Annotated in this window: 9 protein-coding genes and 1 pseudogene; 4 read left to right on the top strand and 6 right to left on the bottom strand. The window is 53.7% G+C overall.

Translation table 11 applies throughout. The annotated features are described in order from the left end of the window. Window positions 1-193 precede the first annotated feature (193 nt). The 5 genes and pseudogenes from AC23NW_RS35010 to AC23NW_RS34990 all read right to left on the bottom strand — a co-directional run bounded on the left by AC23NW_RS35010 (window position 194) and on the right by AC23NW_RS34990 (window position 3463). Window positions 194-865 carry a hypothetical protein gene (locus tag AC23NW_RS35010; RefSeq protein WP_487455252.1) on the bottom strand — a complete coding sequence of 224 codons (672 nt, stop codon included), beginning with the start codon at window positions 863-865 and terminating at the stop codon, window positions 194-196. A gap of 39 nt (window positions 866-904) precedes the next feature. Continuing rightward, entirely contained in the window at window positions 905-967 is a 63-nt protein-coding gene (locus AC23NW_RS35005; protein WP_487455253.1) for a hypothetical protein, read from the bottom strand. A gap of 200 nt (window positions 968-1167) precedes the next feature. Next, a pseudogene (locus AC23NW_RS35000) lies at window positions 1168-1740 on the bottom strand (zinc-binding dehydrogenase); the annotation flags it as partial. Window positions 1741-2162: 422 nt separating this feature from the next. Further along, window positions 2163-2753, bottom strand: a complete 591-nt coding sequence (locus AC23NW_RS34995; protein ID WP_487455251.1) for an alpha/beta fold hydrolase — start codon at window positions 2751-2753, stop codon at window positions 2163-2165. A 128-nt stretch (window positions 2754-2881) separates the two neighbouring features. Continuing rightward, window positions 2882-3463: a Crp/Fnr family transcriptional regulator gene (locus AC23NW_RS34990; RefSeq protein WP_487455250.1), complete on the bottom strand. Its 582-nt coding sequence runs from the start codon at window positions 3461-3463 to the stop codon at window positions 2882-2884. An 85-nt stretch (window positions 3464-3548) separates the two neighbouring features. On the opposite strand from AC23NW_RS34990, the gene AC23NW_RS34985 reads away from it, so the two are divergent. The 4 genes from AC23NW_RS34985 (at window position 3549) to AC23NW_RS34970 (ending at window position 14128) form a co-directional block, all read left to right on the top strand. Continuing rightward, on the top strand, window positions 3549-3968 hold the full coding sequence (locus AC23NW_RS34985; RefSeq protein ID WP_461093967.1) for a hypothetical protein: 420 nt from the start codon (window positions 3549-3551) through the stop codon (window positions 3966-3968). Next, window positions 3965-4882 carry an IS3 family transposase gene (locus tag AC23NW_RS34980; RefSeq protein WP_487455249.1) on the top strand — a complete coding sequence of 306 codons (918 nt, stop codon included), beginning with the start codon at window positions 3965-3967 and terminating at the stop codon, window positions 4880-4882. Before AC23NW_RS34985 ends, AC23NW_RS34980 begins: the two co-directional genes overlap by 4 nt. Before the next feature lie 217 nt (window positions 4883-5099). Further along, complete coding sequence (locus tag AC23NW_RS34975; protein WP_487455248.1) at window positions 5100-5669, top strand: recombinase family protein; 570 nt, start codon at window positions 5100-5102, stop codon at window positions 5667-5669. Window positions 5670-6358: 689 nt separating this feature from the next. Then, window positions 6359-14128, top strand: coding sequence for a beta strand repeat-containing protein (locus AC23NW_RS34970; RefSeq protein WP_487455247.1), 7770 nt, complete (start codon window positions 6359-6361; stop codon window positions 14126-14128). 261 nt (window positions 14129-14389) lie between these two features. On the opposite strand, the gene AC23NW_RS34965 is transcribed toward AC23NW_RS34970, so the two are convergent. Continuing rightward, a complete protein-coding gene (locus AC23NW_RS34965) occupies window positions 14390-14698 on the bottom strand; it encodes a hypothetical protein (RefSeq protein ID WP_487455246.1) in 309 nt (102 codons plus the stop codon). Window positions 14699-15043 lie beyond the last annotated feature (345 nt).

The raw sequence follows: 15043 nt of genomic DNA, 5'->3' as shown, positions 1-15043 counted from the left end.
CGGTTTGGAGTTGATTTTTTAGCCATTTGACACGAAGTTAAAATAAGTTTCGTGTCCGGATTTATAGGACCACCTCATGCCACTTAAAACGCCCGAATTATGGCTACGCAAATCTGTCTTAGTCTCAAGTGGGAGGGCTTTGTGAGACGAAGTGCGTTTATAATTGGTAACAAGATTTTCAGCGGATTTAAACTTACTGGCTAATCTTAAGGTCTGTAAAGTAACCTTCTGTACCTACGTCAACCCACAAGGCAATCGCCCCCGATCCTGTTGAGCCATGCTTCATATCTTTTATGACCAAACAAGGTTGTTTCGTATGATTTAAATACAATTTAGCTTCTTGTCCGTTGACGACTATTTTCATCGTAATCCACTCATTCAGTGCCATGTCAGCATAAGACTCATATCGTTCAGGGGCCTCTTTTCGCAAACGATCAAATTTAAAATCAGGGTAGGAGTAATATTGTACCGAGTGATTACGCCTAATCTGATCGTCTGCCCGGCCATTGGTCGGACGGATATAAATGCTCTCGTATTTTGAATTGGTCTCATCAATGCGGAACGCAACACCAATAAAGCCACGGGCACTTTCAGGAGCATTTTTAAGCAAACGGCTCAACACTTTTACTTCAATGGTGCCGTTGATGAAAGTCACATCGCTGAGTCGAACGAAAGTTGGTTCATCCACTAGTTTTACCGATGAATCTTTTACCACCCGAAGGGCCTTCTTACCCATTATTCGCTCAAACGAAATCGATACCTGATTGGGCGTCAGGCGGGCTTTGTTGAGTTCAATATCCTGGGCAATGGCGTCTGGCAACGTCAGATAAAGTCCACTCAATAACGCCAATAAAGTGTATTTCATGATCGAAAGACGAGAAAAGGTTTAAATTTATCAAACCAGTTACGGCAATACAACTAATTTACCCGTAGCCTGATTGCTATCCATAAACTGGTGAGCCGCCACGATCTGATCCAGCGTAAACGTCCGGCTAAACCGACCCACCTCAGACCCGCTTCAACCTGGCGGATGAAGTTTTGAAACACCGACGTCGGACTCGTAACCTGACCGCTGTCGTAGGTAGTTAGCCGCACCGTAGCGGGGATAAACTCCATAGGGGCAAAGTTGGATATGGACCAGCTTTCGGCCAGCATCCCACTCATACAGCCGGTGCCGCCGGGTTTGAGACAAGTCAGCGAATCCTGTAAGGTAGAGGTACCGACCAATTCCAGCACTTTATCGACCCCTTCCGAATAAATGGACCGTAAGGCTTCATTCAATTGTCCATTGTCGATCAATACATGGGCGGCCCCGTTCTCGCGCAGGGCCATTTCCTTTTTTGGGTTGCGGGTAGTCGCTACTACCGTCAAGCCAGCAGCATTAGCCAGTTGAGTCGCCAACATGCCTACTGAAGAACTACCGCCCCGAACTAATAAGGTTTCACCGGATTCAATAGCCAGCGCCGGATACAAAGAGCCGTAAGCCGTTTGAAACATTTCGGGAATTGCCCCCAACACCGCCCAAGGCAGTGTGCTCTCGAAAGGATGTAGCAGATGCTTGGGTAAGCAGGTGTACTGGGCATAACTACCATCAAAGTCCCGGCCCATTCCTCCCATCAGGGCCATAACGGGCTGGCCTTGTGCATAGTGGCCAGAGGGGTCAGTTTCTACTTCACCCACGCACTCAATACCTAGCACACGCGGGAACACAACACCCGGTGAGTAACCTTTGCGAGTCATTAGTTCAGACCGGTTGAGGCCAAATGCTTTGACCTTGACCAACACCTGATTTTCATTGGGCTGGGGAATAGGGCGTTCCTCCAGGGTAAGTACCTCTGGGGGGCCAGGTTGATGGATAACGGCTGCTTTCATCGCGTTCACAACTTAACCGTTCTGTCGATCAAAGAAATGGTTTGATACTGGCCCAAACCGCCGGAAAATTGAATAGGAACACCGGATGGGGCGCATTGGGTATAATACTCAACTGACTGTTTGGGATCATCTGGTAAGCAGCAATGATTGTGGCTAGCGGGGCGTTTTGGTCACGTTCCCCCGACAGCACCAGGACCGGACATTTAATACTGGCAAATAGAGCTTTACTGGCTGTCATGGTATTATAAAAATTGGCCAGATTAGTCCAATAATCCTGCAATCGACCAGGTTCAGGCATGAGGACTAGCTGCTGTTTTAAAATAAAGACTATCTAACTTAGCCATATCGGTTACACTTAAGATCACTTTACGCAGACCAGGTACTTGCTCCCCAGCGCCCATAGCGACCAGTTTTTTTACTCTGGCTGGATACATGCTGGCCAGCTTATAGCCCGTATACGCCCCATCACTAAAGCCAAGCACCGTCACGCTATCGGCTGTAATGGCTTGGATGACGGCATGGACATCATTCGCCTTTTGCTCATAGGTAACGGGAGAGTGCCCTATTTCCGATTTGCCATGTCCGCGCGTCGAGACAGCAATGACCTGATAGGTTTTCGACAGACTATCAATAAATTGAGCCATTTCGTAGGTGGAACCAACCCCACCGCCGTGCAGGATCACCAGGGGTTTTCCTTTCCCATAAACTTCGTAGTAGATGCGAGCATCTCCAGCCTGTACGTATTTTCCGGCCTTAGGATTGTTTCCGTAGGGAATGGCACCCGCTGGTGAAGGAACCTGCTGCATAAAGGCATGCATGGGCTTTTGACTAAAGCCAGCGGTTGACAGAAGCAGCGAGAATAAGATTGCGTAATAGTTCATGCTTTTGTATTGGTAAACAATACAAAGGTCAGCATCGCTACCTAATTCAGGAATAAACTATCTTAAGAAACAAACTTAAGATAGTTTAAGATCGGACCGCAGGGCCGACACTCGGCGTCTCGGTGGCGTCACTGAGAAATCAGATCCTTCCTGATTTTGCTCAGAAATTCGGGGGTAATACCCAGGTAGGAGGCAATGTGGGTATTGGGTAAGCGTAAGGCTAAATCACGGTATTCTTCCAGAAAATCGAGGTAGCGTTCCTGAGCGGTTGAGCTGATGCTTTGAAGCACACGGTCTTGCAGAGCTACGTATTTATTCTCGACTATGACTCTGAAAATCCGGTCAAATTTTGGAACGTTTGTATAGAGCGAATACAAATCCTGCTGTTCAATTTGCAGTACGGTGGATGGCTCAATGGCCTCAATAAATAAACGACTAGGCTTACCGGAATGAAAGCTACTGATGTCGGCAATCCAATCATGCTCGGCGGCAAAAAGAATATTATGCTCCGAGCCTTTTTGATCGACAGCAAACATGCGTAAACAACCCGCCACGACAAACGTATAGTGTTTGCAAGGAAAGCCTTCTTGTAAAATTGCTTGTTTTCGTTTTAGTTGCCGTTCCCCCACAATCTCTTCCAGCAACTGTTTTTCCGTTTCTTTGAGCGGAATATAGCTTTCAAAGTGATCGATAAGTGGTTGTAAAGTCATAAAGTCAGTGCCTAATCGATGTCAAAGCTACTGACTTTACTCTGTGACTTGTCCTGAAAAAAGTTGACCACAAATTGGTTAACTTATGGATCAACTCAATCTATCACCGGTGCAACAGCATGAACTCACCATGCGCCAAATGGTGCAACAGATTCACCTGGGCAAGCTCAACATGGACCAAGCCGCTGTCCAGTTCAATGTCAACCGCAAGACAGTGCGGCATTGGGTTGACAAGGTAGAGAAAGAGGCTCAAACACAACAGGAAATAGTCCCTGAAGTACATAGTCTACCTCCCACTCGAAAGAAAACGGCCGCTCGTCGTTCCCCACCACAGGGTGAGGATCAACAGGAATTGCGCGCCAAAGTTTATGCCCTCCAACAAGAATTGGAAGTGGCTAAATTCAAAGCCTTGTATTATTCCACCTTGGTTAAAGTTGCCGAGCAGGAGTTAGGCGTTGATATCGAAAAAAAGTCCGTTACCAAGCCATCCGATTCATGCTCATGAATTATCCTAATCTGCATATTCGGCAGTTAGAAGGCTGGCTTGGGTTTTCACGACAAGCTTATTACCAATATTGGCAGCGGCAAGCTGGCCAGCTTGATAGCGAATCCGTCGTAATTGAGATGGTCAAAAAGCTTCGGAAGGATCATCCAAAAATGGGTGGGCGAAAGTTGCATGACCAGCTCCAAGAGGAAATGACTAAAAAAGGCATCAAGATGGGGCGAGATGTACTTTTTGAGTTGCTAGCCGCTAACGGTCTGTTGATTAGAAAACGGAGACGGCGAGTAGCTACCACTTTCTCTGGGCATCGGTTCCGAAAATATCCCAACTTGATCAAGGAATTGGTTGTAGAAAAACCCAGCCAATTGTGGGTATCGGATATAACGTACTGGTTCACCAACTACAAGTGTCTGTATATTTCTCTGGTGACCGATGCCTATTCCAAACGGATCATGGGTTACGAGGTAGCAGAGAGTTTACATGCAGTGCATTCTAAAGCGGCTCTACAGATGGCCTTGGAGCATATAAACCCCCAGATTGGCAAGACCTTAATTCATCATTCCGACCGAGGCCTTCAGTATTGCTGTGCCGACTATATTGACTTATTAGACTCGTTTGATGTCCAGATTAGTATGACTGAGACTAGTGATCCACTGGAGAATGCTATCGCCGAACGGGTCAATGGAATCATCAAGAACGAGTATTTAGCGCATCAATCAGTTTACTCCTTGGCCCAAGCCCGAGTGGTTCTTGAGCAAGCCGTCTTTTTGTATAACTATAAACGGCCTCACTTAAGCTGTGACATGTTGGTGCCTGAGCAAGCCCACCAACAGGAGGGAAAACTGAAGCGGAGATGGAAGAACTACTATACAAAGCGAGTAATCGAAAGCTTTGCAGTCAATGAAAAACCGGACTAACTTAGCCTGGTCAATATAAATGGGAATAAATAACAAAACGGTCAACACTTTTCAGGACGGGTCAGTGACTTGTCCGTCTCAGTAATCGCCCGTTTTGTGAGACACTCCCCCTCCCCACCTAACTTCCCCCATTTCCATCCCAAAAACGTCTCAAATCATTATCTCACAAATCAATATCTCATTTTACTATCTTTGCCTGACTTAGTGAGACAAACACATGCTTTTCGGATACGCACGGGTCTCGACCCAGGACCAGAACCTCAACCTGCAGCTTGACGACCTTAAGAAAGCCGGTTGCCAGAAAATCTTTCAGGAAAAAGTGTCGTCGGCCAAAGACCGGCCCCAGCTTCAGAAACTGCTGGAAACCCTGCGCGAAGGCGACACCCTCATCGTCTGGAAGCTCGACCGCCTCGGCCGCTCGCTGAAGGAGCTGATCACCCTCGTCAACGACTTCCAGCAGAAAGGCATCGGCTTCCGCAGCCTCAACGACGCCATCGACACAACAACCGCTCAGGGGCGACTGGTGTTTAACATCTTTGCGTCACTGGCAGAGTTCGAGCGTGACCTCATCCGCGAGCGCACCCGTGCCGGACTGTCGGCCGCGCGGGCCCGTGGCCGGCAGGGCGGCAAACCCAAAGGCCTGACCAAAGAAGCGCAGGCCAAAGCCGCCGCCGTCAAAACGCTCTATGCCGGCAAAGACAAGACCATCGCCGAGATCGGGCAGATCCTGAACCTGAGCCGGGCAACGGTGTACAGGTATCTGCAATGGGAGCCGGAAAAGTTGTGAATTAAATCAGGTCATTGCCATTGGCTTAACCAGCCTGTTTTCCGGCTCTCATGCTGTTACCGGCGATTATATCCGGCAAACACAATGTACCGCTGCTGAATAGAGGTACTACCATTCCGGAGTATCTTAAACACCCTTTTTTCCGGTAATACCCCGGCTAAGGTATTACAGCTTCTTTTCCGGCATTTAAAACGTACACCATAAATTGACACCTGAGCACATACCCGGCAGCAGGCGTACTGTTGACATACGGGCGTTACACTTCCCATTCTTTATATCGCAAACCAACGTACCACATAAGGCCAGTCTACCGGTTATGGATGCCGGCTACGCTTATCCAGCTATCAATTTGTTCTGAGATGATCCGGCTTTGTATACTGCCCTGATCGGATCGCGCTACAGCTTCTTCGGCCGATACACATCCGGATCCGGCATGTGGACAGATCACATAAACCTATTTCTCACCCTCGTTTTACAAGCAGTAGTTATTTTTCATAAATAGCTCGCAAGGCCCCTGTAAGTTACCATTACAAACAATTAACACATTTAAAGATCCACTTTTTTGTAAAAAAAGCGGCCGATGTCCGAAATGAGCAAAAGAATGTCCGAAATGGGTTAACAGCGGGAGGCATTTCGGGGCCATTTTTGGGAGCGGATGTTCCGTACGTAAAAAACAAAAAACTTTTCTCATGAACCGTCTTTACCTGCTGCCCTTTTTGGCCATGAACTTCTTTCTGTCTCGTTCGCATCGGGCGATGCAGGGGTGCCTGTACGGTCCAGCCAGGCACCCCTGCATCGCCGGAGCCCGTGCAGGCTATCGGCTTACGTTGCTTCTTTTCGGCTCGCTCCTGGTGGGTGCCCTGACCAGCCACAGGGCATTGGCTGTAACCAGAACATGGACGGGAGCCTCCAGCACCAACTGGGGAACGGCTGCCAACTGGAATCCTTCAGGTGTGCCGGGTGATGCGGACGAAGTCGTCATCAACGATGTCACGAATGATCCCGTGATTGCTTCGGGAACAACGGCCACTGCAGGTGTGATCTATGTCAATTCAGGAGCTCGGCTAACAATTAATTCGGGGGGTATCTTGTTAATTCGGGGAGCGGGCGGTGTCGGGTTAGCTACTTACACCGCAACGGTAATTAACAACGGGGTTTTGCGCGTCGAGACTACATCCGGAGGTGCAGTTAATGCTGTTTCCATAATAACTTTTGGTTCTGTCTTTACCAATAACGGCCTGTTAAGTTTTAACACGAACCAACGATCTGTTGAGATGGCCGATCAAGACCAGGGAGGAGGTGCCTGTACGATCACGAACGGTACATCGGGGACCATTAATTTTAGCAGTAATGTCACCACTGGGATTGTAACGAACCGTTTAGGTCAGCGCAATCTGATCAATAACGGGACTATTAATTTCAATGGAACGAATAACTTTCTTTCCTTTATTACAGGAACGGTCAGCTTAACCAACACGGGGACGATAAACGTAAATAGCGGCACGGGTATTAATAACTCCGTTGCCAGCACGATTACAAACCAGGCTTGCGGTAAAATCAATCTGTTTTCAGGAGATTTTAATAATACCAATGCCACTACAACCAATTTTGGAGTGATTCATATTGCCGGAACGCTTACCCGATCCGGTGGGTCTTTTACAAATAACGGGGTATTGAATTATGGTTCTTTATCAGGCACGATAACCAGTAACAGTGGCTCAGTAATTGTTAATGAGAATCCCACCAACAGCAGCATTTTCACCTATCAGGGAACCTTCACAGGCACCATTAACGGTATTTATACCAATTCGGCCGCCACTACTTCAGCCGGTAGCTTTACGGCACCTAATACCTTTGTGCCCTCAACCAGTTTACCCACAGGCTCTCAGACCCTCTACGCCAAAATTACGCCGCCGGGCGGGGCCTGTAATTACGTGGTGCCGTTCGGCTACAGCTACACGCCACCGCCCTCCGTCACTACCCATCCCGTCAATAGAACCGTTTGTACAGGTAACAGCACCTTCTTTTCGGTAGCGGCAACGAATGCGTCGTCCTACCAGTGGCAGGTCAACACGGGCGGTGGGTATACCAACCTGAGCAATACAACGCCCTATTCGGGTGTGACCAGCCAAACGCTCACCATCAGCAACGTGGCCGGCTTCAACGGATACCAGTACCGTTGCGTGGTAACGGGGGATGGCGGCAGCACCAACTCCAACGGAGCTACCCTGACAGTTGCCTCTCTGCCAACAGTGGCCATCCTGACTCCCGCCAGCACCACGCTCACCTGCACCACCCCCACCCTGGCGCTGACAGCTACCGGGGGCAGCATCTACCGGTGGAATGACAATACTACTACGGCCACCAAAGCCGTGAGTACCTCAGGTACGTACTCCGTGACGGTCACAAACGCCAGTAACTGTACGGCAGCCACCAGTCAGGTGGTCCGGAGTGCTACGGCGACCATTACAACCACCAATCCCACTACTAATACGGCTGTCGTTGGCGCAGGGTTTAACCAGACCTTCACCTCTACGTCCACCGGAGTCGCCTCGCGCACGTTCACTATCAACAGCGGCATTTTACCAACCGGCCTGGTGTTCGGTAGCACCGGCGTGCTGTCGGGGACACCCACCCAAAGTGGTACGTTTACGGTAACCGTCCGTGCCACCGATGTCAACGGCTGCTCGGCCACAGGCTCAAGCTATATTCTGACGGTGAACAACCTGACGCCCACTATTGTGGGTTTTGCCCCTGCTTCAGCGTCCCTGTGCGCGGGCAGTACAGCCACCTTCACCGCCACGGTCGGCAACGTGACTACGCCTTATACGTTTACACTCTCCAATGGCACCGGCACGACCACAGGTACCAAAACCAGCACGGCCTTCAGCCAGAGCTGGGTGGCTGCCGGGTCGGGGGCGCAGGCCTTCACACTGACGGTGAGCCAGAGCGGACAAACCACCCGCGCCACCGCATCGCTGTCGGTAGTAGCCCTGCCCACGGCGGGCATCAGCGTCCCGACCAACCGGACCGTCACCTGCGCCAGCCCTTCGGTTGCACTCACGGCCACGGGCGGCAGTACCTATCGCTGGGACAATAACACGCTCACGGCTATCCGCAGCATCACCGTCACCGGCACCTATGCTGTCACGGTTACCAATGCCAGCGGCTGTTCGGCCACCAGCAGCAGCCTGGTGACGGTAACGCAAAACACTACGCCGCCTGCGCTCGTGCTCTCTGCGACCAATGTCTGCGAGGGTGGGGCTGTCCGCCTGTCGGCTACGGCAGGGCTGACCTCCTACACCTTCAGCCGTTCCGATGGCACGCTCATCAGTTCGGGAAGTGCCGGCACGGCTACGGTTAGTGGCCTGGCGGTCGGGTCGTATACCCTCACCGTTCAGGGCATCAACAGCGCGGGCTGTTCCAATACCGCCCTTACGTCAGTGACCGTGCTCGCTCAGCCCAGCCTGACGCTCACTGCCCGCAACACGGGGGGAACTATCTCCAATACGCTAACCTGCGCCAGCCCTACACTGACGCTCACGGCAACAGGAGCGTCCTCCTACACCTTTGCGGGAACGGGCATTGTGTCGGCAGGGGCCGCGGCAACGGTCAGCCAGGCCGGCACCTTCACCCTTACGGGCCGCAACGCGTCGGGTTGCGTCAGTACTACCACCATTACCATCCAAAGTAATACGGCCACGGTATCGGTCACTATCCCTGCCACCAACACGGCCCTGGCCGGTGTGGCGTTCAGTCAGACCTTCGGGGCATCCGGCGGGCAACCGGCCTATAGCTTCTCGGTGGCAACCGGCTTGCTGCCTTCGGGCCTCAGCCTGAGCCCGGCGGGGTCACTGACCGGCACACCTACCCAGACCGGCACCTTCAATGTGACCGTGCGCGGCACCGATGCCAACGGCTGTCAGGGCCTGAGCAGCGTCTATTCACTCACCATCCAGTCCACCGACGTAGGAAGCCTGAGCGTCACGCCCAATGCCGTTTGTGCGGGTAACCGGGTTACGTTTGCGGCAACGGTAGCAAACACAGCCGGGACATATAGCTTTACGCTGACCAATGGCCTCAGCACCACCACCGGCACTAAGACCACCACTCCTTTTAACCAAACCTGGACCGCCGACGGATCGGGGCTGCAAACGTTCACGCTCATCATTGAAGACAACGGCCAGCGCGATCAGAGTACTGCAACCCTGACGGTAAACCCGCTGCCTGACGCGGGTATCAGTGTGCCGGCCAACACAACAATCACGTGTGCCAGCCCGACGCTGACACTCACGGCTACGGGCGGAAGTACGTATCGCTGGGAAAACAACTCGGCCAGTGCCCTGCGTGCCATCAATACCACGGGTACCTACACGGTGACCGTTACCAACGGAAGCGGTTGTACGGCGGTAGCCAGTCAACTGGTTACGGTCAGTGAGAATACCAGCCAGCCGGTCATCAGTTTATCAGCCGTCAACGTATGCGAGGGCGGGTTGGTGAGTCTGACAGCGACATCAGACCTGAGCACCGGAGCGCCGGCCGGCTACACCTTCATCAGTAGCGAAGGTATCCTTGCCAGCGGGACGGACCCCGGCACGGAGGTCACGGAGTTGACCGCCGGGGTGTATAGCTTTACGGTACGGGTGGCCAACAGCGCGGGCTGCGTTAATACCGCCACGACGTCGGTTACCGTACATGCCCTGCCAACGCCAACGCTTGCCGCCAGCAATAGCGGCCTGCTGAGCTGTGCTCAACCCTCACTGACCCTTACGGCTTCGGGCGGAACCCTGTATGCGTTTGCCGGAACGGGGTTGATCAGCCAGAATCCGGCGGCCGGCACAGCCGTACTAAACCAGACGGGGCTTTATTCCGTCACAGTAACGAACACTGCTACGGGTTGCTCCAGTACGACAGACATTAGCATAGATCAGGATAATACGCTGCCTGATGTGGACATCAACCCCGCCGGCGGCATACTAACCTGCGCCAGCCCTGCCCTTACGCTCACCGCTACCGGCGGAACATCCTACACCTGGACAGCCAGCCCGGCACTGGCGGGGGGCAGCAGCACAGGCAGTACCCTGTCGGTGAGTACACCCGGAACCTACACCGTTACGGCCACCGGCACCAATGGCTGCACCGCCTCTGCCTCAGTCAGTGTCGGGCAGGATGTGGCGTCACCGGTAGCCAGTCTGGCCGCGAATGCTACACTCACCTGCGCTCAGACGACAGCCGGCCTTACTGCGGATGCCGGCGGGCTGTTGAGTGTGAGTTATGTGTTTGCCGGCCCGGCGGGAGGCGGCCCGGCGGGTATCGTGACACAGGACGGCGCAACAGGCATGGCGGTGGTTGATCGGCCGGGTGTTTACTCGGTTACCGTGATCAATACCATCACAGGCTGTTCAACAGTCACTACCACCACTGTGAGCCAGAACACGATGACACCGTCCGTCAGTATCGATCCTGCTTCGGCCACGATTACCTGCACCAATACTGTTGTCAGCCTGACGGCTTCGGGGGCAACCCTTGCCGGAGACAGTTACCTTTGGTCCAACGGGCTCAGTGATGAGGTGATTACGGTCAGCAGTCCCGGAACCTACTCAGTCGTATTGACAGCGGCTAACGGCTGTACGACCTCGGCCTCAGCGGTAGTCAGCCAGCGTACAGACCTGCCCGTGGCGGGCCTGGTGGTTTCCGGTACGGTCACCTGCGCCGTTCCTGCCGTGACGCTCACCGCTTCAGGGGGGGATAGCTATGCCTTTTTCGGGCCGGAAATTATCAGTCAGGACCCTGTAGCGGGTACGGCACTGGCGGGAGCCGGAGGAAGTTATGGGGTAATAGTCAGTAACACCACGACAGGCTGTTCGAGCAATACCCTCATCGACGTGAGCCAGAATGATACCCGGCCAGAGGTAAGTCTGAGTGTTAGCCACACGGCTCTGACCTGCTCCCAAACCAGCGTAACCCTCACCGCCGGCGCGGTTGGTAACCAGCTTACGTATGCCTTTGCCGGACCGGGTGGCCCGCTGACCGGTAGTGGCAATACACTGATTGTGAATAACCCGGGATTGTATTCGGTCACGGCTACCGGCGACGGCAACTGTACATCCACCGCCTCGCTGTTTGTGGGGGAAGACAAGGAAGCGCCCAATGTGACGCTGACGCCTGATAGCGGCACACTGACCTGCGCCGTCCCTACGCTCACCCTGACGGCCACTGACGGCTTTAGCAACTACCGCTTCAGTAACGGTCAGAACGGCACCGGCAATACACTGACTGTTTCATCCGCTGATACGTACTCGGTGATTGTAACAGCCGCCAATGGTTGTACCGGCACCGCCTCAGCTACCGTAGAAAGCAGTACCGCCGTACTCTCAGCGAGCCTTGTAGCCGGCGGATCCATCAGTTGCAACACACCGTCAGTCACGCTGACGGCCGGTCCAGCCGATTTATTTTATAGCTTCGGATCAGGAGCCACCCAACTGGGTAACTCCAACCTGGCTACGGTCGATGCGGCAGGCATATATTCCGTTACCGTGAGCGATGCGGGCGGGTGTTCGGCCGTAGCGCAGGTAACCGTCACCGGCAGCACCACCGCTCCGACGGGTGCTACCCTCACCGCCAGCCACGGCGGCACGCTGACCTGCGGGCAAACGGCACTGACCCTGACGGCGGGAGCCACCGGTTCCGGTCTTAGTTATAGCGTCAGCGGCCCGGGTGTAGTGGCGCAAAACGGCAACTCAGCCACGGTGAATGCGGCGGGGAATTATTCCGTTGTCATCACCGGCAGCAACGGCTGCACCACTTCGGCGGCAACAACAGTTTATAGCAACACAGTCGCTCCGCCGGTGAGTCTGACACCTTCGTCGGCGACGCTGACCTGTGCCAGTCCGACGGTAACGCTGACGGCGACCCCGGGTTTAACCAGCTATTCGTTCAGCACCGGTCAGAATGGGTCCGGTAACACCCTGCTGGTTTCCTCGGCGGGCACTTACTCGGTGATTGTAACAGGCGCCAATGGTTGTACCAATGTAGCCTCGGCCACCGTAGAAAGCACCTCAGCGGTTATTTCGGCCAGTCTGGTAGCCGGCGGAGCGATCAGTTGCAACACCCCGTCGGTGACGCTGACGGCCACTCCGTCGAACCTGACGTACAGCTTCGGCAGCGGCGCGGTGCGGATCGGACTGACCAATCAGGCCACGGTCAATGCGGCAGGAACATATTCCGTTACCGTGAGCGACGCGGGCGGCTGTTCTGCCGTTGCGCAGGTGACCGTCACCGGCAGCACCACCGCCCCGACGGGTGCTACGCTGACCGCCAGCAGTGGCGGCACGCTGACCTGCGGGCAGACGGCGCTGACGCTGACGGCGGGAGCAACGGGCTCAGGGCTGAGCTACAGCTTCAGTGGTCCGGGCATCGTGGCCCAAAACGGCACCTCGGCCACGGTGAATACGGCGGGCAATTATTCCCTTGTCATCACCGGCAGCAACAGCTGCACGACCTCAGCCACGACGATCGTCTACAGCAATACAACTCCGCCAAGTCTGAGCATTTCCCCCTCATCGGTTACGCTGACCTGCGCCAGCCCGTCGGCAATCTTGTCGGTGGTCGGCACGGGCGATGCCCGCTGGTCGACGGGGGCGGTGTCGAACACGATCAGTGTGGCCTCGGCCGGTACGTATTCGGTCACGCTGACGGGCGGCAACGGCTGCACCAGCGTGAGTTCAGCCACGGTGGTGAGCGCGACGGCGGCACCGGCCCTGAGTATCAATCCATCTTCTACAGTTATCAGTTGCGCCAGTCCAACCGTAAGTCTCTCGGCGGTGGGTACCGGACAGGTCCGCTGGTCAACGGGAGCCGTGAGTGCGGTGATTTCCGTATCAGTAGCAGACACCTACTCAGTGACGCTGACGGATGCCGGTAGCTGTACCGCCACCGCCAGTGTAGTCGTCTCTGTCTCGTCATTAGGCACGGCTACCGTAACCGCCGGCGGGGCGCTGGGTTGCGGGATAACGACCACCACGGTTCAGGTGCAGGGCGCCGGGGCAACGAGCTTCACACTACTGGGGCCAAACGGCTATAACCAGACCAACAGCAGTGGTATCTTCAGTGTGAGTGCCGGCGGCAGCTACACGGGCTTTGCCGGTCTGGCCAGCTGTGTGGCGTCGAATACGGTGGTTGTTGTTGAAGGGGGTGTACAACCCACCATCAGCAGCGTGCAGGCGTCGGGTAGTTTAGGAAACGGAGCTTGCCGCGTGTCAGTACAGGGCGCTGGTTACGGTGACCGGTACGTACTGACGGGTCCGTCGTATGTCTTCTCGGTGGTGTACCGGACGGTTGGCGAGCATACAGCCGTTTTCCCTGACGTAGTTAAACCGGGCACCTATACGCTGACGGTCTACAGCGGCAACTGCGTGGTGACACGGACGGTTGCCGTGACGGGTACCGCCTGTCCGTAGCGGTTCTAACCGGTATTTGTCTTGTACGGGCAGCCCTGCGGGACTGCCCTTTTTTTTCTCGTTTGGCTTTGAGGATAGCGTGGTAGTTAACACAAAAACCGCCTTTTCCGCCACATGAAGTATTTAAAATGCTTTATATCAACTACTTATACGAAAATTTATGTTTTTAAAAATCAGTGTACAAATATTATCAGATAACACAATATTCTTAGTATTACTTAGTAAACAGTGTTTATTAATGTTATCCGGTGTGTTCTGATACTATTGTGATAACCGGCTAAGCATCTCCAGTATCCTTGCTGTTCTCCGGCTGGCATACCGTGATTCCAGATGCGCGTAGATGAACTCATCGACTGACGGATTTTTCAGCAGCCCGGTAAACTCGGCTTTCAGCCAGGCACGTATGTCAGGCTGACTATTCAGCAATTCGGCCTCCGCGTCGGGCGCTTGATCCAGTACAAAAACCAGGTCTTCAAAATCGCTGCTGAACCGCAGGTCATTACCGCCTCTGGACTTGCAGGCCTCCCATTTCGAGGCTATGAAATACGGCAGCGAAAATAGCTTAATCACGGAGTCTTCGTCCAGCCGGTAATCAATTGCTGATGTAAAGCCCCTGCATACCATTGATTGCTGAAACCGAGGACAACAGAATCTGTCGGCATGATATCAACGGTTATTCCCTGAATGGTGTACCGGCAAATTACGCCGGAAGCAATATCATTCTGAAAGCCGAGCTCCCGCAGCCGGTTCTCCAGACCGGCGTAAGAGCCGTAACTGATCAGTTCGACAATACATCAATATCCTCGGTCGGCCTTACTTCGGCTGCCGTTTCATGGTTGGGGTTCTTTTAGCAACGGGACAAAGAATTACGCTAAGGAATTTTGATCTACCCGCTCCGGCGCACCGGTTCGGCCC

The sequence above is a fragment of the Arsenicibacter sp. R0_47 genome (assembly GCF_057652235.1).
This window is presented reverse-complemented; position numbering and strand designations above follow the sequence as displayed.

Bases quoted from the DNA above. Each gene is read 5' to 3' on its own strand.
- AC23NW_RS35010 (WP_487455252.1), bottom strand. From the start codon at position 865: ATGAAATACACTTTATTGGCGTTATTGAGTGGACTTTATCTGACGTTG.
- AC23NW_RS34995 (WP_487455251.1), bottom strand. From the start codon at position 2,753: ATGAACTATTACGCAATCTTATTCTCGCTGCTTCTGTCAACCGCTGGC.
- AC23NW_RS34990 (WP_487455250.1), bottom strand. From the start codon at position 3,463: ATGACTTTACAACCACTTATCGATCACTTTGAAAGCTATATTCCGCTC.
- AC23NW_RS34985 (WP_461093967.1), top strand. From the start codon at position 3,549: ATGGATCAACTCAATCTATCACCGGTGCAACAGCATGAACTCACCATG.
- AC23NW_RS34980 (WP_487455249.1), top strand. From the start codon at position 3,965: ATGAATTATCCTAATCTGCATATTCGGCAGTTAGAAGGCTGGCTTGGG.
- AC23NW_RS34975 (WP_487455248.1), top strand. From the start codon at position 5,100: ATGCTTTTCGGATACGCACGGGTCTCGACCCAGGACCAGAACCTCAAC.
- AC23NW_RS34970 (WP_487455247.1), top strand. From the start codon at position 6,359: ATGAACCGTCTTTACCTGCTGCCCTTTTTGGCCATGAACTTCTTTCTG.